Here is a 22,536-nt window from a genome sequence, read left to right as displayed (position 1 = left end):
CATATCGCCAACGTGGGAGCGGGCTTGCCCCGCTCCCACGCTTCAATCCCAGAGCAGACTGCGGATCAGGCGATCTTCTTCAGGCCCTGCTTTTTCAGCTCTTCGTCACGCAACTCGCGGCGCAGGATCTTGCCAACGTTGGTAGTCGGCAGCGCATCGCGGAACTCGATGGCCTTGGGCACCTTGTAGCCGGTGACGTTGGCACGCATGTGCTCCATGACCTGTTCCTTGGTAAGCGTCATGCCAGGCTTGACCACGATGAACACCTTGATCACCTCGCCAGACTTCTCGTCCGGGACACCGATGGCCGCGCACTGCAACACACCTGGCAGCGTGGCAAGCACATCTTCGAGCTCGTTGGGGTACACGTTGAAGCCGGACACCAGGATCATGTCCTTCTTGCGATCGACGATGCGCATGTAGCCATCAGGCTGGATCAAGGCAATGTCACCGGTTTTCAACCAGCCATTGCTGTCGATGATCTCGGCGGTGGCATCGTCCCGCTGCCAGTAGCCCTTCATCACCTGCGGCCCCTTGATACACAGCTCGCCCACCTCGCCCAAGGGTAGTTCCTGGCCGTTGTCGTCGATGATCTTGCACAGGGTGGACGGCACCGGGATACCGATGGTGCCCACCTGGTTGGCCGAGGTCGGGTTGACTGCCGCCACCGGGCTGGTCTCGGTCATGCCGTAACCTTCGCAGATGGCACAACCAGTCACCGCCTTCCAGCGCTCGGCCACGCTCATCTGCAGCGCCATGCCACCGGACAGGGTGATCTTCAGCGCCGAGAAATCGAGGTTGCGGAAAGTCTCGTTGTTGCACAGGGCGACAAACAGCGTGTTGAGGCCGATGAAGCCGCTGAACTTCCACTTGCCCAGTTCCTTGACCATCGCCGGCAGGTCACGCGGGTTGCTGATCAGCACGTTGTGGTTGCCGATCAGCATCATGGCCATGCAATGGAAGGTAAAGGCGTAGATGTGGTACAGCGGCAGCGGAGTGATGAGGATCTCGCAACCTTCGTGCAGGTTCGAGCCCATCAGCGCACGGCACTGCAGCATGTTGGCCACCAGGTTGCGATGGGTGAGCATCGCGCCCTTGGCCACGCCGGTGGTACCGCCGGTGTACTGCAGCACGGCGACGTCGCCGGGCTGCGGGTTGGCCTCGGTGACCGCGCCGCCCTTGCCCAGCGCCAGCGCGTCGTTGAAGCGCACCGCGCCCGGCAGGTGGTAGGCCGGCACCATTTTCTTCACGTACTTGATGACGCTGTTGATCAGCAGGCGCTTGAGTGGTGGCAACAGGTCGGCCACTTCGGTGACAATGACGTGTTTGACCTGGGTCTTGGGCACCACCTTTTCCGCCAGGTGCGCCATGTTGGCCAGGCACACCAACGCCTTGGCGCCGGAGTCGTTGAACTGGTGCTCCAGCTCCCGCGCAGTGTACAGCGGGTTGGTGTTGACCACGATCAGCCCGGCACGCATGGCGCCGAAGACGGCGACAGGGTACTGCAGGACATTGGGCAACTGGACCGCGATGCGATCACCCGGCTTCAGGTCGGTATGCTGCTGCAGCCAGGCGGCGAAGGCTCCGGACAACGTGTACAGCTCGCCGTAGGTGATGGTCTTGCCCAGGTTGCTAAAGGCAGGTTTGTCGGCAAAGCGTTGGCAGGATTGCTTGAGTACCGCCTGGATATTGGGGAATTCGTCAGGATTGATGTCCGCCGTGACCCCGGCTGGGTACTTATCCTTCCAAAAATGTTCGATCATGGAAGCCCGCTCCTTCAGCAACAGCGAATTCGGTACGCGTCGATGCGCTTATTATTGATATGAGAGGACGGCTCATTGCAAACCGGATCCTCTGAAAGCGCGCCGAGAGTAACAGCTTTGCAAGGGGTCGCCTAGAGGCCGGAATGGGCCGACAGGTCACAAAAATGACTCAATGAACAATACAGGTCATTTTTAGAGTAATTATACAAAATGTCGCGAAAGCGCCTGAAAATCTCGATCTAGATAGGTTTTACAGGCGCTGGCTTGCCCCTTGATGGCATCTTGTCTGGCAATGGCCTTCACCCAGGCTCACGCGATCATGGGACAAACCCGCTCCTGCTATCAGGCAATATCTCGCAGTTCCCGACGCAGGATCTTGCCCACCGGGGTCATCGGCAGCGAATCGCGCAGCACGATGTGCTTGGGCACCTTGTAACCGGTGAAATTGCTCTTGCAGAACGCCTTGAGCTCATCGACGCTCACCCCGCCCGCACGCGGCACCACGAACAGCTTCACCGCTTCGCCGGTGCGCTCGTCCGGCACGCCGATCACCGCGCAGCTGGCCACCTGCGGATGGCCCATCACCACATCCTCGATCTCGTTGGGATATACGTTGAAGCCCGAGACGATGATCATGTCTTTCTTGCGGTCGACGATCCGCGTGTAGCCGTCCGGGTCGATGATCGCGATGTCGCCGGTCTTCAGCCAGCCTTCGCTGTCCAGCACCTGGGCGGTAGCCTCCGGCTGCTGCCAATAGCCCTTCATCACCTGCGGCCCCTTGATGCACAACTCGCCACGCTCGCCCAACGGTTGTTCGTGACCGTCATCGTCGATCACCTTGAACCCCGTGCCAGGCACCGGGATCCCCACCGTTCCCAGGCGCGCCAGCTGGCCATAGGGGTTGGTGCTGGCCGCTGGCGAGGTCTCGGTCAGGCCGTAGCCTTCGACGATGCGGCAACCCGTGAGCGCCTCCCAGCGCTCGGCGGTGGCCTTGACCAGCGCGGTGCCGCCGGAATTGGTGATCTTCAGCGCGGAGAAATCCAGCGACTTGAACCCCGGGTTGTCCATCAGCGCGACGAACAGGGTATTCAGGCCTACCAGCGCCGAGAACCGCCACTTGCCCAGTTCCTTGATGAACCCCGGAATGTCGCGGGGGTTGGTGATCAGCACGTTGTGATTGCCGGTTACCATCATGCACATGCAGTTCGCGGTAAAGGCATAGATGTGGTACAGCGGCAGCGGCGCGATCATCACCTCCTGCCCTTGCTTGATCAGCGGCTGACCATCGGGCCCGTGCTGGCCGAAACAGGCCAGGACCTGAAGCATGTTGGCCACCAGGTTGCCATGGGTGAGCATGGCCCCCTTGGCCAGGCCCGTGGTCCCGCCGGTGTACTGCAGCACCGCGACATCGTCGAGCGTCTGCGCCACTGGTTGGTGGTTGAGCCGTTGCCCCTGGCGCAGGACGTGCTTGAACGAGACCGCCTGGGGCAGCCGATAGGCGGGGACCATCTTCTTCAGCTTGTCGACCACGGTGTTGATCAGCCAACCCTTGGCCGCCGGCAGCAAGTCGCCCATCTTCGCTTCGATCAGGTACTCGATGCCGGTGTCGGGCAGCACCTCCTGCACACGCTTGCCGAACATGTTCAGGTACACCAACGCGCGGGCGCCGGAGTCCTTGAACTGATGGCGCATCTCGCGCTCGGTGTACAACGGGTTGGTGTTGACCACCACCAGCCCGGCGCGCAAGGCGCCGAACACGGCGATCGGGTATTGCAGGACGTTGGGCATCTGCACCGCGATGCGGTCGCCCGGCGCCAGGTCGGTGTGCTGCTGCAACCAGGCGGCGAAAGCCGCCGAGTAGCGTTCGAGGTCCGCGTAGCTCAGGGTGACGCCAAGGTTGCTGTATGCCGGCCGGTCGGCGAAGCGCTTGCAGGAGCGTTCGAACACGTCGACGACTGACGTATAGGCATTCATGTCAATGGTGGAAGGCACGCCCGCCGGGCGCTTGTCGTTCCAGAAATCGGCTTGCATTTATTGTTGTTCCTCTACCGGGACGTCCCTGACCTGATCGCCTGATGGCAAAAAGGTGTTCAGCCGACGTTAGCAGCTCTGTCGAGGGTGGCAAATACGCCAAGTGCCGCCATTAACATTGTGAATCTCTTTTCTACCCTTCCTGCAATCGAGCGCTTTGCGCATACACTGTTGGCGAACCTTCGCGCGCAAGGACCCGCCATGCCCCATGACGCCTTCTGGCTCCCCGCCAGCGAGCACTGCAGTCTTCATGTTCATCAATGGCTGCCCGCCACGCCGGTCAAGGCCGTGGTGTTGCTGGCCCACGGCATGGCCGAGCATGCCGGGCGCTACCAGCGCCTGGGCCATGCCCTCAATGTAGCTGGCTACGGGCTGCTCGCCCCCGACCTGCGCGGCCATGGCCGTACCGCCGAACTGGGCAGCCTGGGCTTGTTCGCCCGCCATAATGGCTGGAATGCCGTGGTCAACGACCTGGGCCTGTTGGCACAGCACGTCGGCCAGCAGTTCCCGGGCACCCCGCTGTTCCTGTTCGGCCACAGCATGGGCAGCTACATCGCCCAGGCTTACCTGCTGCACCACAGCGCCAGCCTGCAAGGCGCGATCCTCAGCGGTTCGAACTTCCAGCCGGTGGCACTGTACCGGTCCGCGCGCCTGATCGCCCGGTTCGAAGCCTGGCGCCAAGGCCCCCTGGGCAAGAGCGCGCTGATCGACTGGCTGTCGTTCGGCTCGTTCAACAAGGCCTTCAAACCCAACCGCACGGCATTTGACTGGCTCAGCCGAGATGCCGGGGAAGTGGACAAGTACATCGCCGACCCGTTGTGCGGCTTCCGTTGCAGCAACCAGCTGTGGCTCGACCTGCTGCAGGGGCTGGCACAGATCAGCCAGCCCAGGCACCTAGGGCAGATCGACCCAAACCTGCCTATTTTGGTGATCGGCGGCGAATGTGATCCGGTGAGTGCCGGCAAGCGTCTCACCCATCTGGCCGACGCCCTGCGCGCGACCGGCAACCGTCATGTACAGTTGCGCATCTACCCCGGCGCACGCCACGAAGTGCTCAACGAAACCCATCGCGACGAGGTCACCGCCGAGATCATCGGCTGGCTGGACCAGGCGCTGGCCCTTGGCCGCCCTGCCCGCAGTGAATGATCGGCCACCTCGCCCGCACCACAAGGAAGCCTCGATGACCCAGGTCAGCAACACCCCTTACGAAGCCCTCGAAGTCGGCCAGAAAGCTGAGTACAAGAAGTCTGTCGAAGAGCGCGACATCCAGCTGTTCGCCGCCATGTCCGGCGACCACAACCCGGTGCACCTGGACGCCGAGTTCGCCGCCAAGAGCATGTTCCGCGAGCGCATCGCCCATGGCATGTTCAGTGGCGCGCTGATCAGCGCCGCGGTGGCCTGCACCTTGCCTGGCCCGGGCACCATCTACCTGGGCCAGCAGATGAGCTTCCAGAAGCCGGTGAAGATCGGGGACGAATTGACCGTGCGCCTGGAAATTCTCGAGAAGCTGCCCAAGTTCAAGGTGCGCATCGCCACCAATGTGTACAACCAGAACGATGAGCTGGTCGTCAGTGGCGAGGCCGAGATCCTCGCGCCGCGCAAGCAGCAGACGGTCGAGCTGGTCAGCCCGCCGAACTTTGTCGCCAGCTGATTCACCACGCCGGCCATCGCGGGCACGCTGGCGATAGCTCAGCCCAGTTCGCGTAAGCGCCGTTCGATATGCCGCCGTTCCGGCCCCTGGCGGGTAAGCGTCAGCGCTTGCCGCCAGGCATCCCGGGCCTGATCGAGATTGCCCAGTTGCCGGTGCAGTTCGGCGCGCGCGGCATGGGCCAGGTGATAATCACCCAGCTCGCCCCGCTGCAGGATTGCCTCCACCGCCTGCAACCCCACCTGGGCGCCGTCCCGCCTGGCCAGCGCCGCCGCCCGGTTCAGCTCCACCACCGCTGATGGCCAGTGACGCTGCAGCACATCGTACAGGCCGATGATCTCGTCCCAATCCGTGGCCTCGGCGCTGGGTGCTTCGGCATGCACCGCGGCTATGGCCGCCTGCACGGTATACGGCCCGAAGTCGCGACTGCGCAGTGCCTGCTGGACCAGCTGGCTGCCCTCGTCGATCTGCCCGCGATCCCACAGGCTGCGATCCTGCTCATCCAGCAGCACCAGCTCACCATGGGCATCGCTGCGAGCCCGCTGCCGCGATGCCTGCAGCAGCATCAACGCCAAGAGCCCGTGCACTTCGGCATCGGGCAGCAACTGGGCCACCAGACGCCCCAGGCGGATCGCCTCATCGGTCAGCTCGCGGGTGGTGACATCTTCGCCCGCCGAGGCCGAATAGCCTTCGTTGAATACCAGGTAGATGACCCGCAGCACGCTTTCCAGGCGCTCGGGCAGCTCGCTCAGCTCCGGCACCTGATAGGGAATCTTCGCATCGCGGATCTTGGCCTTGGCACGCACGATGCGTTGGGCGATGGTGGCCGGGCTTTGCAGGAAGGCACGGGCGATCTGCTCGGTGGTCAGGTCACACACCTCGCGCAGGGTCAACGGCACCTGGGCGTCGGAAGCCAGCGCCGGGTGACAGCAGGTGAAGATCAGCCGCAGTCGGTCATCGGCCAGCAACGTCTGCTCGCCCGGATCGTCCGCTTCGCGTTCGAGCAACATGATCAGGTCGGCCTGGGAGCGGTCGAAGCGGGCACGCCGGCGCAGGGCATCGATGGCCTTGAAGCGGCCGACAGACACCAGCCAAGCCCGCGGGTTGTCCGGGATACCATCACGCTGCCAGCGCTGCACGGCAATGAAGAAGGCATCGTGCATGGCCTCCTCGGCCAGGTCGAAGTCCCCCAGCAGGCGGATGAGGGTCGCCAGGATCCGCCGCGAATCGCGGCGGTAGACAGCCTCCACCTCCTGGCGGACTTGCGCTTCCCCCACCATCAATTGGGCTTTCCCTGCTGACTCATGCGGCTTTTCTCCCGTTGCGTCAGGGTTGCAGTTCACGCACCGGCCGAACCTCGACGCTGCCCACCCGGGCTGCCGGGATGCCCTTGGCGATGTTCAGCGCCTCGTTGAGGTCACGGGCGTCGACCAGGTAGAAACCGGCCAGTTGCTCCTTGGTTTCGGCGAACGGGCCATCGGTCAGGCTCATCCGCCCGGCGCGTACACGTACCGTGGTGGCCGTCTGCACAGGCTTGAGCGCCTCGGCGGCGAGCATGCGCCCGCTGCCCTGGATGGATTCGGCGTAGGCCATGCATTCGGCGTCTTCGGGGCTGTCGGGCAGGCTGTGCAACAGCGCTTCATCACAATAGACCAGGCACAGGTATTTCATGATCGTCTCCAGCAGGTCGGCTCGGTGCGGTGGGCGATGAGCGGTATCAGGGCTTGAGGTCGAACAAGGCTTTTTGCGTTTCCATGTCGAACGGCGCCGACCAATGCTCGTGGATCACTTGCCATTGGCCGCCGCTGCGCCGATAGCCGACCGTGGCGCGCATGAAGCCGCACTGGCTTTCGTCGTCGCCCGGGCCACAGCGGTTGAGCCAATGAGCCAGGGCCAGGTCGCCGTCGGCGTATACCTTCAGCTCCGCCAGTTCGAAGACCATCGGCCCCGTGCACATGCCCATGCACATTTCCCAGTGTGCGCGGTAGGCGGCCTTGCCCTTGAACTGCAAGGCCTGGATGGCATCGAAGGCGAGAATGTCGTCGGCATAGGGTGCGACGATACGGTCCACGTCGCGCTCGCGCACGGCCTGCATCCACTGCTCGATCAGTTGACGAAGTTCAGTCTCGGCTGCGCTGTTCATTGGTGCTTCCTCCCAGCGTTCAACAATGATTGGCGCCGGTGCATTCCGGCGCCTTCACCCATGGTCGAACGGGAAAATGGAGAATCGACAACCCGATGAGAAAAAACAGTCAGCGGCACAGAACAGCCCGAATGATCAGGCCGGTAGTGCCAGGATGAATTCGCGGTAACCGGAGAGCACCACGTAACCTGCGAAATAGCAGAAGATCGCCGCCGACAACAGGTACGACCAGGTCAGCAGGCGATCACCAAGCAGCCGCCCGCCATGACTGGCGATACCGCACAACGAGACACACCAGAGTAGCCCTGCGGCAAAGAAGCCACCGAGGAACAGGCCCGCATCCAGCGCGCTGCCGGCGCCGGAGCGGGAGATCAGCACGCCGCCGACTGCGGCGAACCAGAGAATCGCGCTGGGCGATGACATGGCCAGGAAGATACCGCGCAGGAATTCGCGCCAGCCCGATTCGATCACTACCTGGCCACGCGACTCCAGGTGCCCGCCGCGCCACGCCGCCAGCAGCATCTTCACCGCGAACCATGCCAATAACGCGGAGCCCCCCAGCCACAACGTCCAGCGCACGCTTTCGAACTGCAGCAAAACGGTCATGCCGGCCAGGGCCGCAATGGCGTAGATGAGATCGCCGACGCAGGTCCCCAGCCCAAGCCAGAAGCCCTGAAGAAACCCCCGCTGCATGGCCAGGGTAATCATGGCGATGTTGGCCACGCCGATGTCCAGGCACAGGGACAGGCTGAGGAGGAAACCATTGGAAAAGGGCATGGCAGGCTCGACTGCGGATGAAAGTCAGCGATTGAACCTGAATGCCCTCTGGCGGTACAGGAGGAATTTGCAGGTCAGGCCATCGCTGCCTGCTCGAAGACCTCGTCGGCCCATTGGTTCAGGCTCTTGCCGGCAACCCTGGCGGCAAGGCTGGCAGCAGCGTGCACTTCTGGGCGGATGCGCAACATGACCTTGCCCGAGGCCGGTTTTTCGGGGGTGACGCCCTGTTCGGCGCAATCGGCCAGGTAGTCGTCGAGTGCCTCACGGAACGCCTCGTGCAACGCAGGCACGGCGCTGGCGTGGAAGCTGATGATGTCCCGCAGGCCGAGCACGCGGCCGACGAAAATATCGTCACGCGCGTCGTACTCGATGCGGGCGGCATACCCTTTGTATCGCATGCAGCTCATGGTCGGACTCCCGCCCGCAGCAGGAACTCGCGGGCCTCTTCTATCTGATATCGCCTGGCTTCCTTGCCAGGATGGGGGCGATGGCAGCGCCAACACTGCTCGCCCAACAGCATCTTGACCCTGGAACCCTGCCGCTCCAGCACCTGGCCGCCAAGATGCAGCACCAGAGCCTCGATTTCGGCGAACGGCAATGTGGGTGTGGTTGGAGCTCTGAAGATGCTGTCCAGAATCTTGCGATATCGAGTGTTCATCGGAAAATGCTATCAAATAAAGATAGCATCTCCTTTCAACACTTTCATACAGGATCTTGCGTACCCATCAACACCTGCGCATAGCGCCCGCGATCCACGTTCGCGCCACTGAGCACCACCGCCACCCGCTTGCCGGCCTGACGCCCACGCTCCTGCATCAGTGCAGCCAGGGCGGCGGCACCGGCACCTTCGGCGGTGTTGTGGGTGGTTTCGTGGTAGAGGCGCATGGCTTCGGCGATCTCCTCGTCGCTCACCCGCACGATGCGCGCGGCATTCTCGCGTACCATCGCAAAGGCGTCGGGATGTGGCACGCGGCAGGCCATGCCGTCGGCGAAGGTATCGGCGCTGGCGGTGGTGACGATGCGGCCCTGCTCGAAGCTCTGGGCATAAGCGTCTGCCGCAGTGGATACCACGCCGACGATCTCGGTGGACAACCCAAGCAGGTTGCGCGCCTGGATCAGCCCACAGATGCCCGACCCCATGCCGATCGGCACGTACACGCAATCCAGGTCGGCCACCGCCTCGAACAGCTCCAGAGCATAGGTGGCCACGCCACGCACTAGCTCCGGATCGAACGAGGGAACCATGGCAAAGCCCCGCGCATCGGCCAGGCGCGCCGCCTCTTCCCGGGCCACGTCGAAGTCCACGCCATGCTCCACCAGCTCCGCACCCAAGGCGCGCATGGCGGCATTCTTCTCCCGCGAATTGCCTTCCGGCACCACGATCACCAGTGGCAAACCGGCCTGGCGCGCCGCCAGGGCCATGCTCTGGCCGTGATTGCCACGGGTGGCGGTAACCAGGCCACGGGGGACTGCACCACTGGCCAACAGCGAGCGGACATAGACCAACCCGCCGCGCACCTTGAAGGCCCCCGTAGGCGCATGGTTCTCGTGCTTGACCCACAGCTGGCATCCCAGCCGCTCGGCCAGCAGCGGCCAGGCGTGCTGTGGGGTCGGCGGCACGTGCTGGTGAACGAAAGCGGCGGCTTCGCGCAGGGCGGGCAAGTCGAACATGGCGAACGTCCTTCATCGGTATGGGCTTGAACCGATCCTAAGCGCCGGGCATTGTATGGGTCCAAATAAATATTGCATGGGTAGCAATTTCGTGTGGATTCCGAGCCTCCCGGCCAACGACCAGCCGCGCTACCAGGCACTGGTCGAGGCCATCGCCAACGCCATCGAACAGGGTGAACTGAAGGTCGGTGAACGCCTGCCCCCGCAACGCCGCCTCGCCTGGGCGCTGGGCCTGAACCCGAGCACCACGCAGCAGGCCTACCGAGAAGCAGCGGCGCGGCACCTGGTGTCCGGGGAGGTGGGACGCGGCACCTATGTGCTGGCCAGCAGCAAGGAAGCGACGCTGTTTCGCCTCAAGCAACCCAGCCGCCAGCACCCAGTGATCGACCTGTCGACCAATGTGCCGGTGGCCGATCCCTGCAATCTCGACCTTGAGCACAGCCTGCGCAGATTGCTAGAACAGGGCGATACCACCCTGCTCGACCATTACCTGGGGCCCGAGCAGTTACTGCTGGGGCGGATCGAGGGCGCGCGTTGGCTGAGCAACCGCGGCCTGGACCTCACGCCGGAAGACGTGCTGCTTTGCGGGGGCGCCCAGCAGGCGCTGATCCTCGTGCTGCAGTCGTTGTGCCAGGCGGGCGAGCCGGTGATAGTCGAGGCGTTGACCGCCCCAGGCATCAAGGCGGCCTGTCGCCAGTTGCGCCTGCCTGTGCACGGCGTGGCCCTGGACGAGCAAGGCCTGCTCCCGAACGAACTGGACCGAGTGGTCCGCGCGAGCGGCGCGCGGGTATTGGTCACCACGCCTACCCTGCACAACCCGACCGGAGCGTGCATGGGCGAGGCCCGGCGCCTGGCGCTGGCGCAAGTCGCCAGGCGCCACCAACTGCTGGTCATCGAGGATGACGTGTATGGCGCCTTGACCGACCGGCCACCCCTCTACCCCTTGCTCGAAGGCCGTGGCGTGCTGATCAGCAGCCTGTCCAAGACCGTGGCCGCCGGCTTGCGCCTGGGCTGGATCGTGGCCCGGCCAGCGTTGCTGGAACAGATCGATCCCTATGCCCAGGCCACCCACTGGTCGGTGTCGCCGCTGAACCTGCGCATCGCCTGCCAATGGATCGCGGATGGCACTGCCGCCCGGCGGCTGGCCTGGCAACGGGAGGAACTGGGCGAACGCTGGCGCCTGGCGCGGGCGGTGCTGAGCGAGGCGCTGCCCGCCGATGGCGTGCCGTCGCCGCACATCTGGCTGGCCACGCCTGGAGACGCCCAGGCGCTGGTCGCGCGGTGTCGGGAACACGGGGTGGAGATCGTGCCGGCCAGCGTGTTCGCGGTAGGCACCGACAGCGTCAGGGCCGTGCGGATCAGCCTGTCGGCGGCACACAGCCGGGCACAGTTGAAGCAAGGACTGGAACTGGTGGGAGCGGGCCTGACCCGCGATTGCACGTGATACTCGGCTGAACGCCATCGCGGGGCAAGCCCGCTCCCTCGCGGCTTAATTCAGCCGGCAACCCTCACCCAATGCACGGTACTGAAGAGTATGGACCTGCCCTTGATGATCCTCGTAGGTCATGGTGGCGGGCACCACTTCGCAGACGTTGGGGATCGTCGACAGGCTGATCACGCGCTTGATGTCGAGGTTGGTGGAATAATCGTACTGCTCGACCACAGGCTGGGTGTCTGCGGTCTTGGCCTGGTCCGCGAAGGCGAACGGGGACATACCGACCAATGCAAGAATCAGTAAGGCTTTCATGGGTGTCGACCTTGATGGCTATCAAGCTGATCGCGTGACTTCTGACGCCGTCAATGGCCCGGAGAAGTTGTCATCGACTGCGAAGATGACACGAAGTACCGATCCCGCTTTATCGTACTGCCGGGGGGATGAATGAAAGTCTACTCCGCGCCTGAAATAGTTGAACCCCGGAGTCGGACATTCACCCTTGCCGCATTTGCAACAATCTGCGACAAAGCACCGATGAATTCCTGCCTGAGATAGCCACACTGCGTGAACCAAGCATGCTCCCCCTGACCTGCACTCGCCTTCCCCCAACCCAGCGCCGCCTGCTGGACCATTTCTACCGCCAGCACGGCTCGCGCATGCGCGCCGCCGGTGAAGGCGAGCAATGGGTGGCGCGTACCGCAGAAATAATCGGTGGGATGAACCTGACGCCCATCGGTGGCGATCACTGGCTGACCGGCCTGTTCGTCGCCCCACAGTGGCGCGGCCAGCAGATTGCATCCCGACTGATCGACGCGGCGCTGACCGAAAGCAACACGGCGACCTGGCTGTTCTGCCACCCGGATTTGGCGCCTTTCTACCAGCGCCTGGCCTTCACACCCACAACCACCCTGCCCGAGGCCCTGGCCTCACGCCTGGCCCGCTACCAACGCAACAAGGCCCTGATCGCGATGGTTCGGGGTCAGTCGTCGGCCACGTCGAGCCCGGGGAACAGCACATCGGTATAGCCGAACTTGCTGAAGTCCTGGATGCGCGAAGGATACAAACGGCCGATCAGGTGGTCGCACTCATGCTGCACCACCCGGGCGTGGAAGCCATCGGCAAAGCGGTTGATCGGGTTGCCCTGCGGATCGACGCCCGAATAACTGATGTGCTTATAACGCGGCACCACGCCACGCAGGCCGGGCACCGACAGGCAACCCTCCCAGCCGTCCTCGACCTCCGTGGCCAGCGGCGTGATCACCGGGTTGAGCAGGATGGTGCGTGGCACCGGCTCGGCGTCCGGGTAACGCTCGCTGCGCTCGAAGCCGAAGATCACCAGTTGCAGGTCGATGCCGATCTGCGGCGCGGCCAGGCCGACACCGCCGACATGGGCCATGGTCTCGAACATGTCGTCGATCAGTTGCGCAAGCTCCGGGCTGCCGATCATGTGCTCGGGAACCGGCGGGGCGATGCGCAGCAGGCGTTCATCGCCCATCTTGAGAATGTCGCGGATCATCAGGTATTCGGCTCGCGGGTCTGTGGTTCGGGTGTCACCGGGTGCTCATGGCCGAGCACGGTGATGGTCTGTTGCGGGTTGTCCTGCTCGAATTCCTTTTCGCCTGGGTTCTTGCCCTCGGCCGACATGTGCTCGATCACCGCGTTCATCTCGGCACCCAGCAGCAGCACCGCGGCAGAGATGTAGAAGTACAGCAACAGTACGATGATCGCCCCGATACTGCCATACATGGCGTTGTAGTCGGCAAAGGTCTTCACGTAGTAGGCAAAGCCCAGCGAGGCGACGATCCACACCACCACCGCCAGCACCGAACCTGGGGTGATGAAACGGAATTTCTGCTTCACATCGGGCATCACGTAGTAGATCAGCGCCACCGCCACCATCATCAGAATGATGATCGCCGGCCAGCGCAGGATGGTCCAGACGATGACGACCGCCTCCTCGAGCCCAACCTGCGAAGCGATCCACTCCATGACTTGCGGCCCCAGCACCATCAGCGCCGCCGCTGCCAGGAGCATGCCGGCGATGCCCACGGTATAGATGACCGACAACGGAATGCGCTTCCACACCGGCCGCCCCTCGGGCACGTCGTAAGCCGCGTTCATCGCGCTCATCATCAGGCGCACGCCCGCCGAAGCAGTCCACAGAGCAATCACGATACCCACCGACAGCAGCCCGCCCTTGGACTGCTGCAACTGGTCGATCACCGGGTTGACCTGCTCCAGGGCCTGGGGCGGCAGCACCAGTTCCGACTGCAGGCGCAGCCAGGAGAAGAAGTCCGGCAGATGCAGGAAACCGATCAGGGCGATCAGGAACAGCAGGAAGGGGAACAGCGAGAACAGCATCTGGTAGGCCAGCGCGGAGGCATAGGTGGACATCTCGTCATCGAGGAACTCCTTGACGGTGCGCACCAACACGCGGTGCAGGGGCAGGCCGCGCAGGTCGGGGAAAATCATAGCGTCTCCTTTCGCCGCTTGATCGGAATGGCAATGCTGCAAGTCTAATAGACCAGGCGGCGGGCGTGCTGTTCGCTTGTACCTTGCGCACAGTCCAAAGCAAGCGCGGGGCAAGCCCGCCCCCATCTTGCGGGAGCGGGCTTGCCCCGCGGCCAGGCTGCGGCGGTCAAGGTTTCTTCACGGCATCCTTGACCTTGCCCACGGCCTGTTGCGCCTCGCCTTTCAGTTCCTGGGCCTTGCCCTCGGCGCGCAGCTTGTCATTGTCGGTTACCTTGCCGACGCCCTGCTTGATATTGCCCACGGCCTCGTTGGCCAGGCCCTTCGCTTTGTCCTTGGTGCCACTCATGGGATGTCTCCTCGGGGGAAAGACACGGGAAATCGTGTCGACATCTGATCGACCCAAGGCCATTGGCCAGAGTTTCAATTCATTTGCCCCCTGTCAGCCAAACGGCAATTGGCTCGGCTCGATACGCTTGCACGGTTCAGGTTCGGTGATTTCGGGGAAGCGGGCTTGCCCCGCGATAAGCCCCACCCCACAATGGCAGGCCTTACTCGCGTCAACCCGCAGGAACCTGCATGAAACTCGACAAACCCACCGCCATCGCTCGCCGTAACGAGGCGCTGGCCAAGCCGGTACTCACCAGTGCCAACACCCTGTTCGCCATTCTCGACACCAAGCGCAACCTGTGGTGGTTCGAAGTGCCGGTCGCACTGCTGCGCAAGGGCCAGCCCGACTGGGTCAACCTGCTGCTGCACACCCCCGAGAACGACGGGCTGCAGCATCTGAAGGTGCCCACCAACTTCCTCAAGGCTCATCAGGAACAGATGGAAGTACGCAACCCCGGCAAGCGCCGTTCGACCATCAGCCTGGCCCTGAGCGCCGACCGCGACTCACTGCTGCGCGACACCCGCCCAGGTGGCGAGCAGCTGGACTTCAGCGCCTTCGTGCAGGCCTGATCAGGCCCGCTCGATCCGATCGTCATGGATGACGATGCGGCCCTGCTTGAACAACGCGCCGATGGCTTTCTTGAAGTTGCCCTTGCTCACGTTGAACATCTGGCTGATCAGCGCCGGGTCGCTCTTGTCACACACCGGCAGCACACCGCCATTGGCCTCAAGGCGCTGCATGATCTGCTCGTGCAGACTGTCGGCCAAGGCCTGGCCCACCGGCTGCAGGCTCAGGGCGATCTTGCCATCACCCCGTACTTCCTTGATGAAGCCCTTCTCGTGCATCCCCGAACGCAGGAACTTGAATACCTCGTTCTTGTGGATCAGGCCCCAGTGGCGGTTGTTGATGATCGCCTTGAAGCCCATCGGCGTCTCGCCGGCCACCAGCAGTTCGACCGGCTGGCCGACGCTGTAGTCCACCGGGGTGCGGTCCAGGTAACGGTCCAGCTTGGCGGTGGCGGTAATACGCCGGGTGCGCTTGTCCAGGTAGGCATGGACCACGCAGTAATCGCCGATCTTCAGTTGCCGCGACTCTTCCGAGTAGGGCATCAGCAGGTCCTTGGACAGGCCCCAGTCAAGGAAGATGCCCGCGCCGTTGATGTCCTTGACCTTGAGGCTGGCGAATTCGCCCACCTGCATTTTCGGCTTTTCGGTGGTGGCGATCAGCTGGTCTTCGCTGTCCAGGTAGATGAACACGTTGAGCCAATCGTCCAGCTCCAGCTCGGCATCCTTGGGGAAGTAGCGCCGCGGCAGGAGGATTTCGCCATCGGCGCCGCCGTCCAGGTACAGGCCGAACTCCACGTGTTTCACGATTTGCAAACTGTTGTAACGCCCAAGCAGAGCCATTTCCGAAGATCCTCAAGACAAGGGGGGTATTTTCCAGACAGACACCGCTCAGTGTCAAAGCGCATTCATACCGAGGCCCGTAAAACCGGCCAAAAATAGGGCCCGGCAAGGATAACCTGCCCCGAGCAGGTTGGGGTTTGGAAACGACTCTCAACATCAACCGATGATCGCCTCGCGGCCTGGCCACAATACCTTCGTCGTCAAAACACGCGTCTCACGTGAATACTGACCTGCACCACCAAGGCACCTCATCGCCCATTTAAGAATCGTCTTATGTACACAGTATATTTGTCTGATTGATAATTCAATCCGCCTTGGACATGAACCCTGCTTGGATACTTTCACTTGACCTCTTATGGATCAAGCGCTGGGCATTGTCTGCAAAGAGACAAATTACTAATAATGTGAGTTATTAAGATGAAACTGAAACATATCGTTATTGCCATGGGCTTGAGTGCCAGCCTGATCGGAGTAGCACAGGCGGCCACGCCACCAGAAAATACAGTGACAAAGAAAATTACTCTGACAGCCAATATCAATGATGCCATCTTCGTTTCCAAACCCGATGGTTCCACCTGGTATGGCACCGAAGAACTGGTTGCCGATGACTACAAGCAGAAAAAATTTTCCGCCACGCTGCCTATCCGTATCTGGACCAAGGGTACCGAGTTCAACGTATCGCTTGCTCAACCGCTGAAAATGTCGAATGGCCATGTTGAGATGAAGAACCCGGTTGTCTCCTTGACCCACAGCGGTGGCGAAGGTGAAGTCAAGTTTGGTTCCGAGCTGAAAATTGCCCAGATGGAAGAAGGCGAGGACGGCAAGGATGAAATTCACAACTTGAAAATCAAGGCTGAAGCCCCAGCTTCGGGCGATTTCAGCGATGGCAGTTTCAGTGGCGACCTGGTCATGTTGTTCGAGCCAGTAGCGGCAGCCGAAATCCCTTGAAACTGAGCGCTCGATAATCTGGGTAACGCAGTGCCCTGATGCCTGAGAAAGTTACAAAGTCTGCAGGGACGCCAAGCCACATGGCTTTCCACTTTCCCGTCCGCGAAAGTTGCGCCTGCCTTCTTGCGCTATTGTCAGCATCCGCCGTCGCGGGTGCGAAAGTGTCTTATGGCATCCCGGAAGGGTTCGATGCCATACAAATGGACAACAGCGCAACTTATGTCGCCACGTTCAACGGCATAACACTCCCCGGCCTGGTCAGTTATGACATTGAGCGTGCGGAGTTGATATTCGACTCAGACAAGTACCGGCAAAATGGTGTACCTGCAGAAACCCTGGCGGCTATCCGCAAGGTGCTTCCCGGCATTCATTACAAGGCCTGTGATCGCGGTTGCGACCTAGTGGTGGCAGATCATTATGTGACACTGGACAAGCAACGACGCACGTTGCGAATTTCCAGTGTACGCGAGGACTTCATCAGCCCTGATACAACCTGGGGTGTTGTGAACAATCAGACGTTGGACGTGCGTGGGGCAACGGGTGGTTACCGAGCCATGGACCTAAGGAGTAATACCTGGGTTGGCTTGCCATCGCGCAGCTTTGCCTATGTCAACTGGTATGCAAACCGTTCTGCAATGCAGGAGACGAGCCGGAGTGATCAAGGCATATCGTCGTACTACCTGCAGAAGAATTTCGACAGTGCCTACCTCCGGGCGGGCAAACAAGACAGCCTCGACTACGCCTCCGGTTCGGTCAGTACGCTGCTGGCGCCGAGTTTCGACCAGTTCTTGACAGTGGGTAGCCAAGGGAACCTGCGCGCCCAGCAGAATGCAGGGACCTTGGTCATGTACTCCACGGCCGAGGGCAGTTACGAGTTTTATCGCAACGGTCGCATGATCCTCAAGCGCCCGGCCATGTTGGGGCGCAACGAATTCAGCTACGTCGACCTGCCGGGCGGCTACTATCCGGTCGAGGTTCGCCTGGTAGATCGCAACGGGATGACCGTCAATAGCGAGACACGGGATATCAACAACCTCAACCTCGAGGTAGGGCAAGGCACTTCCTGGCACGTCACCGGTGGCCGAGAACTGGGGCGCGGTGGACAGTTGCTTCAAGCAAGCGTCAGCCACAACTTCAGCCAGTTCTATTTGAATGCCTCGGCCATTACCGGCGAGCGGTCGAGAAAGGCCGCCGAGGTCAACTTCACCCGCCCTTCCAACTTTGGAGACACGGCAGTAACGCCCACCGTGGGCTTGTTGAGTGGAGAGCGGGGCACTGGGGGCTACTTCGATCTTTCGGTTACCGATGAAGACCTTGGCAGCTTCATGTTGAGCCGCTACCAGAGTACAGATGTTTCAGATTTCTATCGGGGCGCGCCAAGCACAGCGTTTTCCTACAGCAGAAGCGTTGGCGAAACACAGTTGTCTTACAACTATCAGAAACAGCGCCGAGGAGAGTCGCACCGGGCAGAAGCGCGTTGGAACTACCGACCAAACGGCTTGTGGTCATCTCTGACCTTGGGCATCCAGAAGGGCGGGTTCAGTCAGGACAATGCGTCCTATCAGGTTTATTTCAATGTGACCTGGATGCTCGACCAGTCCCAGGCCAGTTTCAGGGCTGCCCAATACGCGGGGCGCACTCAACTCAGTGGCGACTACCGCAAGGAGTTCACGGACAGCTATGGCACCTCAACGGCCGGCCTGACAGTCAGTCACATTGACGAGGACACAAACGTCAATGTTTATGGAAGCCGCTCGGGCACACGTGGTGATGCCTCGTTGAGCCTGGGCCAGAGCAATGCAGGCAACAACCTGGACTTCAACTACCGCGGCATGGTGGCAGCCAATGCCGATGGCGTCGCATTCGGGCGCTACAGCTCCAGTGGCAGCGCCATGTTGTTGCACACCCCGGACCTTCAGGCCACGCCTTACGGCTTCAACGTCGAAGGTCACCCGGTTGCAGGCGGGGGCAACTATGCCGTCCCGTTGAAACGCTATGGCGATGTGTCATTTGCACGAGTATCGAGCGACAGCGAAAACATGGACATGCAAATCGAGGTGCCCGCCAACATTATACGGGCGCACCCGGGCCAGGTGTATTCCGCCGATGCCAAGGTGGGAATCAACATGGTCTACAGCGGCATTCTTGTCGACGGGGCCGGCCAGCCAGTCAGCGGGCGCATTGTCGAAACCGGCGAGTCTGCATATGGCAACGGCCTGTTCTCCATTGCCAGCACCCAAGTGCTGACTCATATCACTGTGGAACAGATCAACCGACATTACGACTGCGACCTCACTCAAACCATTAAAGACAGCGTTTACCGCTGCCAGCGATTTGAAACAGCGCTAGGAATGAATCGATGAGAATCTATGTAATGGCATTGCTACTAGCAGGCATGATGGCGTTGGTAGCGCCTTCGGTACAGGCTGAGGGCGAACTGATGGTGATGCCGGCCAGCCTCAAGCTCGACAACACCCGTGATCGCACGGTGAGTGTGAAGAACCTCGGGGATGCGCCGCTCTATCTTTCCGTCTCCGTGCAGCAGGTCGCCAACCCAGGCATGGAGCCAGAGGTCAAGGTGCCCCTGAGCCAGGTTGAACACCCCGGCCTGCTGGCTAGCCCGGACAAGATCACCTTGGGGCCAGGGCAAAGCCGCACGATCAGCCTCAAGTCGTTGCACAAGCCCGAAGCGGAACACCTGTACCGGCTGTACATTGTGCCAGTGCGCGCCATGCAGGTGCACCAGGCCCCCGAAGGAACTATAGAAGCCCCCATGTCGGTTGCGGTCGGGTATGGAGTGCTGGTGCGGCATCTACCGCCGCTGGAAATCCAGACCACGGGCTGGACGCACCGTTGTCAGGCGCGAGGTTTGATGCTGGAGAATACAGGTTCCCTACGCGTGATTCTGTCCAAGGTCACGGGTGACAACGGTTTACTGAAGGAACGCTTGGCGTTGTTTCCAGGTACACCACATATTTTTAATAGCAAACATGTGAGCCTGATGGCGGGTGATCAAAAGCATGAACTGGAGTGTCCATGATCAGCAAAAATCTTGGAGTCAGCCTTAGTTCAAGAGGTCGGTTGACGACTGGAGTAGCGGTTCTGCTGTTGATCTTACTAAGTGGCAAAACGAAGGACGCTCTGGCCTACGACCTCATATTGAGCGATCTGAGTTACGGCTACAGCGGGTGCTACTATACCGACAACGGAAACGGCACGAGCGACGTAGAGGTAACCATTTCATGGAAAGATATAGAAGGACATACGGGAAACAGAGAGTTTTATGGCCGAGGCGTCCTTCTCCACACTTATGATGCCAATGGCAAGCTTACCCCCAGCGCCGCTATCGCCTCAAAAGTTACACTCAATGGCAAAAAACACATCAGCACATTTAATGGAAACGGTTACACATTATATTTCGGAGTGGGAACCGAAAGCTGGAAAAACCCTAATCCCATTACCGCCACCATTGTGGCCACACTGGACAATGATAAAATCAAACAGTGGCCTGCCGTGGGAATTCGCGCGGGCAACTATACTTCTGGCAATGATGTAGGAGAAAGCCTAGGCCTTGCCTATATTGCGCCAAGCAACAAAAATGGAACCTGTCACATCCTTACCGATCCGGAACTCCCCCCCCCGCCGATTGATGTGGTTATTGACATGAAGGCGCCTGACTGGGACCTGGGTGAGCTGAAGCGTGGCGAAGAAACTGAAAAAACCATGACCGACATGAACAGCCAGCTGTGCTTCACTTACAATGGCGGGAGTTACGTCATATTCCAAAAATATATCATATCAGCTAGCAACACCAATGGAGAGTCCGCCGCCGGAGAGTACTTACTCAGGAGGGCTAGCGGTGGAAACAGCACAATACCTTACAAGTTAATTTTGGAGGATGGAACATCGACGGTCACCCTACCCAATCACAACAACACCGTATTCAGCCTGAACAAATCTGGAAAAACATGTTTCACCCCAACTTTCAGGACATTCGCCGAGAAAAAAACCAAGGGCGGCGTCTATCACGACATATTGACTTTTAACATCATTGCCAAACCATAGAAAATACCCCATGAACGCTTACCACTATGAGTCAAGCTGGTTGCACCGGCTAAAAAAAACGATCCATTTTCTTGGCACATTGTCCAGTTTCTCCCTGCTGCCAACTGTAACACCCGCGATGGCTGAAGGAATACTGCAACTTTCCCATACTGAGGTGCGACTTGACCCAGGCACGTCTGAAACGCAGCTGTACGCCGAAAACAAAGGCAACAGCCCTTTATTTATCGAAGTCAAACAAGAACTCCTGCTAAATCCAGGTGCACATTCGGAAAGTTTGGTCCCTGTCCAAGTCGTCCCCCAACCCACGCTGCTGGTTTCGCCATCACGTTTAATACTAGCGCCCGGGCAAAAATACCGGATGAATCTGAAGGTACTGTCTACCCCACCCACCGCGCGTGTTTGGCGCTTGACATTCCGACCACGGCAGAAGGTGATCGTCGAAGCGAACGATAGCATCGGGCGTGCGGCCCCCATGATTATGAGCATTGGCTACGGTGCGATTATCTATCAACTCCCTGCGGGCACTTGATGCCTGCCCTGGAGTCACAAATGCCCCATAAAATTGCAGGCTGGATGTTATTGCTCAGCTCGCTTCTTCAATCCGCCTTCGCATCGGACGTCATTCTCAAAGGCAAGATCGAAAGTCAGGTCACGGCGTTCATCAACAACCCGGACAACCTTTTCGTTACCGATACCGCTGGAGGATGGTTCGATCAAGGCTTAACAATGGAGCAATCAGGGGGTTGGAACAGCCCTTACGAGGTGCAAGCCAGGCTGCGTATCGTGTCTTCCAGCGGGGTATTCCAGGTACGGCTGGATGAACCGGTACAACTGCGCCACCTTAAGAACCCCGCCAAGGTTTTTCAAAAATCGGCCGTTACACTCGCGGCGCTGAGTGCCGAGGCGAAAAACCTTGTCGTGGGGCAAAACGTGGAATTCAAAAACCCGCCTCCCGCCATTGAAGGTGAAGACTCGGTAGGTTACTACGACCTGGATATATCAGCCTACCCGCCAGAAGGCAGTTTCAAGGATAACGTAGGTACATACTCTGGTGAGGTGTCCCTGACATTCGAGCCCATTGCGATCGAGCCCTGACAGACCCAAGGCCGACACTGGCTGTGGAGGTGAAATGAAAACTCTATTGAGTCGATGCTTACTGACGGCTACGTGCTGGCTGCTGGCCTCTCCTGCCTTTGCAATCATCGATGTGCAGCCCAAGGTAGTCGATGTTCAGCAGACCGCAACCAGCATTGAGATCATCAACCAAGGCGACCGCCCGGAATATGTCTCCATCAATCTTTCACGGTTGCTCAATCCAGGGGCCGAACCGTCGGATGAACAGCTGGAACCGGTGAGCCAAATACAAGAATTGGAATTGTACGTCTACCCTTTTCGCCTCACCTTGGCCCCAGGGCAAAGCAAGCGAATTCGTGTCAAACCGCTTAAGACAGTCGCGCAGGAACAAGTATATCGGGTTGATATCAGACCTGTAATCAATCTGCTCGACTCTAAACAGCCCGACCACTCGGGGAATATCGTGGTCAACTTGGCGTTCAGCGGCTTGATCCGTCATCGCCCGGCGGCGATTAATTCCGAGCTCAAGGTTCAATGTGAAGCGCAGGGCGCCAGGTTGATTGCCACTGGCAATTCTAGGTATTGGCTAAAGGGTGCCTCCGTGGCGGGCCAAGCTGTCGATGCCTTCAATATTTACCCTCAGTTGCCCCTTCTGCTCAAAGGCAAGGCAGTCCAGGTACCTGGGCAGGCAACCTGCCCAGGCCAATAAAGAGAC

The 22,536-nt window shown here is 60.4% G+C and carries 26 protein-coding genes; 12 read left to right on the top strand and 14 right to left on the bottom strand.

The annotated features are described in order from the left end of the window. Positions 1-65 precede the first annotated feature (65 nt). Both fadD1 and fadD2 read right to left on the bottom strand, forming a co-directional pair. A complete protein-coding gene (fadD1, locus tag ACZ9C1_RS25655) occupies positions 66-1,763 on the bottom strand; it encodes a long-chain-fatty-acid--CoA ligase FadD1 (RefSeq protein ID WP_102684403.1) in 1,698 nt (565 codons plus the stop codon). Positions 1,764-2,105: 342 nt separating this feature from the next. After that, positions 2,106-3,794, bottom strand: coding sequence for a long-chain-fatty-acid--CoA ligase FadD2 (fadD2, locus tag ACZ9C1_RS25650; RefSeq protein ID WP_102684402.1), 1,689 nt, complete (start codon positions 3,792-3,794; stop codon positions 2,106-2,108). Between the two features lie 201 nt (positions 3,795-3,995). On the opposite strand from fadD2, the gene ACZ9C1_RS25645 reads away from it, so the two are divergent. Both ACZ9C1_RS25645 and ACZ9C1_RS25640 read left to right on the top strand, forming a co-directional pair. Continuing rightward, complete coding sequence (locus ACZ9C1_RS25645; RefSeq protein ID WP_476254517.1) at positions 3,996-4,940, top strand: lysophospholipase; 945 nt, start codon at positions 3,996-3,998, stop codon at positions 4,938-4,940. Positions 4,941-4,974: 34 nt separating this feature from the next. Beyond that, on the top strand, positions 4,975-5,445 hold the full coding sequence (locus ACZ9C1_RS25640; RefSeq protein WP_277503160.1) for a MaoC family dehydratase: 471 nt from the start codon (positions 4,975-4,977) through the stop codon (positions 5,443-5,445). 38 nt (positions 5,446-5,483) lie between these two features. Here the strand turns inward: ACZ9C1_RS25640 and ACZ9C1_RS25635 are convergent, their stop codons facing one another. From ACZ9C1_RS25635 to ACZ9C1_RS25605, 7 genes are all read right to left on the bottom strand, one after another. Then, entirely contained in the window at positions 5,484-6,722 is a 1,239-nt protein-coding gene (locus tag ACZ9C1_RS25635) for an RNA polymerase sigma factor (protein WP_214501155.1), read from the bottom strand. Positions 6,723-6,768: 46 nt separating this feature from the next. Beyond that, a complete protein-coding gene (locus ACZ9C1_RS25630; protein WP_023631072.1) occupies positions 6,769-7,113 on the bottom strand; it encodes a YciI family protein in 345 nt (114 codons plus the stop codon). A 46-nt stretch (positions 7,114-7,159) separates the two neighbouring features. After that, entirely contained in the window at positions 7,160-7,585 is a 426-nt protein-coding gene (locus ACZ9C1_RS25625; RefSeq protein WP_023631071.1) for a YybH family protein, read from the bottom strand. 135 nt (positions 7,586-7,720) lie between these two features. Beyond that, positions 7,721-8,362 carry a LysE family translocator gene (locus tag ACZ9C1_RS25620; protein WP_111531799.1) on the bottom strand — a complete coding sequence of 214 codons (642 nt, stop codon included), beginning with the start codon at positions 8,360-8,362 and terminating at the stop codon, positions 7,721-7,723. Between the two features lie 74 nt (positions 8,363-8,436). Then, on the bottom strand, positions 8,437-8,769 hold the full coding sequence (locus tag ACZ9C1_RS25615) for a type II toxin-antitoxin system HicB family antitoxin (RefSeq protein WP_023631069.1): 333 nt from the start codon (positions 8,767-8,769) through the stop codon (positions 8,437-8,439). Then, a complete protein-coding gene (locus ACZ9C1_RS25610) occupies positions 8,766-9,020 on the bottom strand; it encodes a type II toxin-antitoxin system HicA family toxin (RefSeq protein ID WP_414536199.1) in 255 nt (84 codons plus the stop codon). The genes ACZ9C1_RS25615 and ACZ9C1_RS25610 overlap by 4 nt, the downstream gene beginning before the upstream one ends. Positions 9,021-9,064: 44 nt before the next feature. Beyond that, entirely contained in the window at positions 9,065-10,033 is a 969-nt protein-coding gene (locus ACZ9C1_RS25605) for a threonine dehydratase (RefSeq protein ID WP_476254516.1), read from the bottom strand. A 76-nt stretch (positions 10,034-10,109) separates the two neighbouring features. Between ACZ9C1_RS25605 and ACZ9C1_RS25600 the strand changes: the two genes are divergently transcribed. After that, on the top strand, positions 10,110-11,477 hold the full coding sequence (locus tag ACZ9C1_RS25600; RefSeq protein WP_476254515.1) for an aminotransferase-like domain-containing protein: 1,368 nt from the start codon (positions 10,110-10,112) through the stop codon (positions 11,475-11,477). Between the two features lie 45 nt (positions 11,478-11,522). Here ACZ9C1_RS25600 and ACZ9C1_RS25595 read toward each other — a convergent pair whose 3' ends face one another. Continuing rightward, the gene (locus ACZ9C1_RS25595; protein WP_023629531.1) at positions 11,523-11,780 is read right to left on the bottom strand and encodes a DUF2790 domain-containing protein; all 258 of its coding nucleotides are present in this window, start codon (positions 11,778-11,780) and stop codon (positions 11,523-11,525) included. A 263-nt stretch (positions 11,781-12,043) separates the two neighbouring features. Between ACZ9C1_RS25595 and ACZ9C1_RS25590 the strand changes: the two genes are divergently transcribed. After that, on the top strand, positions 12,044-12,493 hold the full coding sequence (locus ACZ9C1_RS25590; protein ID WP_277503155.1) for a GNAT family N-acetyltransferase: 450 nt from the start codon (positions 12,044-12,046) through the stop codon (positions 12,491-12,493). On the opposite strand, the gene def is transcribed toward ACZ9C1_RS25590, so the two are convergent. The 3 genes from def to ACZ9C1_RS25575 form a co-directional block, all read right to left on the bottom strand. Further along, entirely contained in the window at positions 12,448-12,984 is a 537-nt protein-coding gene (def, locus tag ACZ9C1_RS25585; protein ID WP_110697971.1) for a peptide deformylase, read from the bottom strand. The two genes, ACZ9C1_RS25590 and def, sit on opposite strands and share 46 nt — an antisense overlap. Further along, entirely contained in the window at positions 12,984-13,940 is a 957-nt protein-coding gene (locus ACZ9C1_RS25580; protein ID WP_102684395.1) for a YihY/virulence factor BrkB family protein, read from the bottom strand. The genes def and ACZ9C1_RS25580 overlap by 1 nt, the downstream gene beginning before the upstream one ends. A gap of 166 nt (positions 13,941-14,106) precedes the next feature. Further along, complete coding sequence (locus ACZ9C1_RS25575; RefSeq protein WP_023629533.1) at positions 14,107-14,286, bottom strand: CsbD family protein; 180 nt, start codon at positions 14,284-14,286, stop codon at positions 14,107-14,109. A gap of 230 nt (positions 14,287-14,516) precedes the next feature. Here ACZ9C1_RS25575 and ACZ9C1_RS25570 point away from each other — a divergent pair, with 230 nt between their 5' ends. Next, complete coding sequence (locus ACZ9C1_RS25570; RefSeq protein WP_102684394.1) at positions 14,517-14,897, top strand: hypothetical protein; 381 nt, start codon at positions 14,517-14,519, stop codon at positions 14,895-14,897. On the opposite strand, the gene ACZ9C1_RS25565 is transcribed toward ACZ9C1_RS25570, so the two are convergent. Next, positions 14,898-15,734: a CvfB family protein gene (locus ACZ9C1_RS25565; protein ID WP_139672985.1), complete on the bottom strand. Its 837-nt coding sequence runs from the start codon at positions 15,732-15,734 to the stop codon at positions 14,898-14,900. It abuts the gene before it with no gap. A gap of 417 nt (positions 15,735-16,151) precedes the next feature. Here ACZ9C1_RS25565 and ACZ9C1_RS25560 point away from each other — a divergent pair, with 417 nt between their 5' ends. The 7 genes from ACZ9C1_RS25560 to ACZ9C1_RS25530 all read left to right on the top strand — a co-directional run bounded on the left by ACZ9C1_RS25560 (position 16,152) and on the right by ACZ9C1_RS25530 (position 22,530). Continuing rightward, positions 16,152-16,682: a hypothetical protein gene (locus tag ACZ9C1_RS25560; RefSeq protein WP_277503153.1), complete on the top strand. Its 531-nt coding sequence runs from the start codon at positions 16,152-16,154 to the stop codon at positions 16,680-16,682. 80 nt (positions 16,683-16,762) lie between these two features. Beyond that, positions 16,763-19,045: a TcfC E-set like domain-containing protein gene (locus tag ACZ9C1_RS25555; protein WP_476254514.1), complete on the top strand. Its 2,283-nt coding sequence runs from the start codon at positions 16,763-16,765 to the stop codon at positions 19,043-19,045. After that, positions 19,042-19,722: a hypothetical protein gene (locus tag ACZ9C1_RS25550; protein ID WP_277503151.1), complete on the top strand. Its 681-nt coding sequence runs from the start codon at positions 19,042-19,044 to the stop codon at positions 19,720-19,722. Before ACZ9C1_RS25555 ends, ACZ9C1_RS25550 begins: the two co-directional genes overlap by 4 nt. After that, positions 19,719-20,747 carry a hypothetical protein gene (locus ACZ9C1_RS25545; protein WP_457378529.1) on the top strand — a complete coding sequence of 343 codons (1,029 nt, stop codon included), beginning with the start codon at positions 19,719-19,721 and terminating at the stop codon, positions 20,745-20,747. The genes ACZ9C1_RS25550 and ACZ9C1_RS25545 overlap by 4 nt, the downstream gene beginning before the upstream one ends. Before the next feature lie 10 nt (positions 20,748-20,757). Beyond that, a complete protein-coding gene (locus ACZ9C1_RS25540) occupies positions 20,758-21,276 on the top strand; it encodes a hypothetical protein (protein WP_277503149.1) in 519 nt (172 codons plus the stop codon). A 20-nt stretch (positions 21,277-21,296) separates the two neighbouring features. Beyond that, the gene (locus tag ACZ9C1_RS25535) at positions 21,297-21,842 is read left to right on the top strand and encodes a hypothetical protein (RefSeq protein ID WP_277503148.1); all 546 of its coding nucleotides are present in this window, start codon (positions 21,297-21,299) and stop codon (positions 21,840-21,842) included. Between the two features lie 34 nt (positions 21,843-21,876). Next, complete coding sequence (locus tag ACZ9C1_RS25530; RefSeq protein WP_277503147.1) at positions 21,877-22,530, top strand: hypothetical protein; 654 nt, start codon at positions 21,877-21,879, stop codon at positions 22,528-22,530. Positions 22,531-22,536 lie beyond the last annotated feature (6 nt).

The sequence above is a fragment of the Pseudomonas sp. TE21435 genome (assembly GCF_056279265.1).
This window is presented reverse-complemented; position numbering and strand designations above follow the sequence as displayed.

What these genes read in the sequence shown, in the direction of transcription:
- ACZ9C1_RS25545 (WP_457378529.1), top strand. Translation starts at nt 19,719, where the DNA reads ATGATCAGCAAAAATCTTGGAGTCAGCCTTAGTTCAAGAGGTCGGTTG.
- fadD1 (WP_102684403.1), bottom strand. Translation starts at nt 1,763, where the DNA reads ATGATCGAACATTTTTGGAAGGATAAGTACCCAGCCGGGGTCACGGCG.
- ACZ9C1_RS25615 (WP_023631069.1), bottom strand. Translation starts at nt 8,769, where the DNA reads ATGAGCTGCATGCGATACAAAGGGTATGCCGCCCGCATCGAGTACGAC.
- ACZ9C1_RS25555 (WP_476254514.1), top strand. Translation starts at nt 16,763, where the DNA reads ATGGCTTTCCACTTTCCCGTCCGCGAAAGTTGCGCCTGCCTTCTTGCG.
- ACZ9C1_RS25635 (WP_214501155.1), bottom strand. Translation starts at nt 6,722, where the DNA reads ATGGTGGGGGAAGCGCAAGTCCGCCAGGAGGTGGAGGCTGTCTACCGC.
- ACZ9C1_RS25645 (WP_476254517.1), top strand. Translation starts at nt 3,996, where the DNA reads ATGCCCCATGACGCCTTCTGGCTCCCCGCCAGCGAGCACTGCAGTCTT.
- def (WP_110697971.1), bottom strand. Translation starts at nt 12,984, where the DNA reads ATGATCCGCGACATTCTCAAGATGGGCGATGAACGCCTGCTGCGCATC.
- ACZ9C1_RS25605 (WP_476254516.1), bottom strand. Translation starts at nt 10,033, where the DNA reads ATGTTCGACTTGCCCGCCCTGCGCGAAGCCGCCGCTTTCGTTCACCAG.
- ACZ9C1_RS25550 (WP_277503151.1), top strand. Translation starts at nt 19,042, where the DNA reads ATGAGAATCTATGTAATGGCATTGCTACTAGCAGGCATGATGGCGTTG.
- ACZ9C1_RS25595 (WP_023629531.1), bottom strand. Translation starts at nt 11,780, where the DNA reads ATGAAAGCCTTACTGATTCTTGCATTGGTCGGTATGTCCCCGTTCGCC.
- ACZ9C1_RS25580 (WP_102684395.1), bottom strand. Translation starts at nt 13,940, where the DNA reads ATGATTTTCCCCGACCTGCGCGGCCTGCCCCTGCACCGCGTGTTGGTG.
- ACZ9C1_RS25630 (WP_023631072.1), bottom strand. Translation starts at nt 7,113, where the DNA reads ATGAAATACCTGTGCCTGGTCTATTGTGATGAAGCGCTGTTGCACAGC.
- ACZ9C1_RS25575 (WP_023629533.1), bottom strand. Translation starts at nt 14,286, where the DNA reads ATGAGTGGCACCAAGGACAAAGCGAAGGGCCTGGCCAACGAGGCCGTG.
- ACZ9C1_RS25560 (WP_277503153.1), top strand. Translation starts at nt 16,152, where the DNA reads ATGAAACTGAAACATATCGTTATTGCCATGGGCTTGAGTGCCAGCCTG.
- fadD2 (WP_102684402.1), bottom strand. Translation starts at nt 3,794, where the DNA reads ATGCAAGCCGATTTCTGGAACGACAAGCGCCCGGCGGGCGTGCCTTCC.
- ACZ9C1_RS25530 (WP_277503147.1), top strand. Translation starts at nt 21,877, where the DNA reads ATGAAAACTCTATTGAGTCGATGCTTACTGACGGCTACGTGCTGGCTG.
- ACZ9C1_RS25620 (WP_111531799.1), bottom strand. Translation starts at nt 8,362, where the DNA reads ATGCCCTTTTCCAATGGTTTCCTCCTCAGCCTGTCCCTGTGCCTGGAC.
- ACZ9C1_RS25625 (WP_023631071.1), bottom strand. Translation starts at nt 7,585, where the DNA reads ATGAACAGCGCAGCCGAGACTGAACTTCGTCAACTGATCGAGCAGTGG.
- ACZ9C1_RS25535 (WP_277503148.1), top strand. Translation starts at nt 21,297, where the DNA reads ATGCCCCATAAAATTGCAGGCTGGATGTTATTGCTCAGCTCGCTTCTT.
- ACZ9C1_RS25540 (WP_277503149.1), top strand. Translation starts at nt 20,758, where the DNA reads ATGAACGCTTACCACTATGAGTCAAGCTGGTTGCACCGGCTAAAAAAA.
- ACZ9C1_RS25590 (WP_277503155.1), top strand. Translation starts at nt 12,044, where the DNA reads ATGCTCCCCCTGACCTGCACTCGCCTTCCCCCAACCCAGCGCCGCCTG.
- ACZ9C1_RS25610 (WP_414536199.1), bottom strand. Translation starts at nt 9,020, where the DNA reads ATGAACACTCGATATCGCAAGATTCTGGACAGCATCTTCAGAGCTCCA.
- ACZ9C1_RS25640 (WP_277503160.1), top strand. Translation starts at nt 4,975, where the DNA reads ATGACCCAGGTCAGCAACACCCCTTACGAAGCCCTCGAAGTCGGCCAG.
- ACZ9C1_RS25565 (WP_139672985.1), bottom strand. Translation starts at nt 15,734, where the DNA reads ATGGCTCTGCTTGGGCGTTACAACAGTTTGCAAATCGTGAAACACGTG.
- ACZ9C1_RS25600 (WP_476254515.1), top strand. Translation starts at nt 10,110, where the DNA reads ATGGGTAGCAATTTCGTGTGGATTCCGAGCCTCCCGGCCAACGACCAG.
- ACZ9C1_RS25570 (WP_102684394.1), top strand. Translation starts at nt 14,517, where the DNA reads ATGAAACTCGACAAACCCACCGCCATCGCTCGCCGTAACGAGGCGCTG.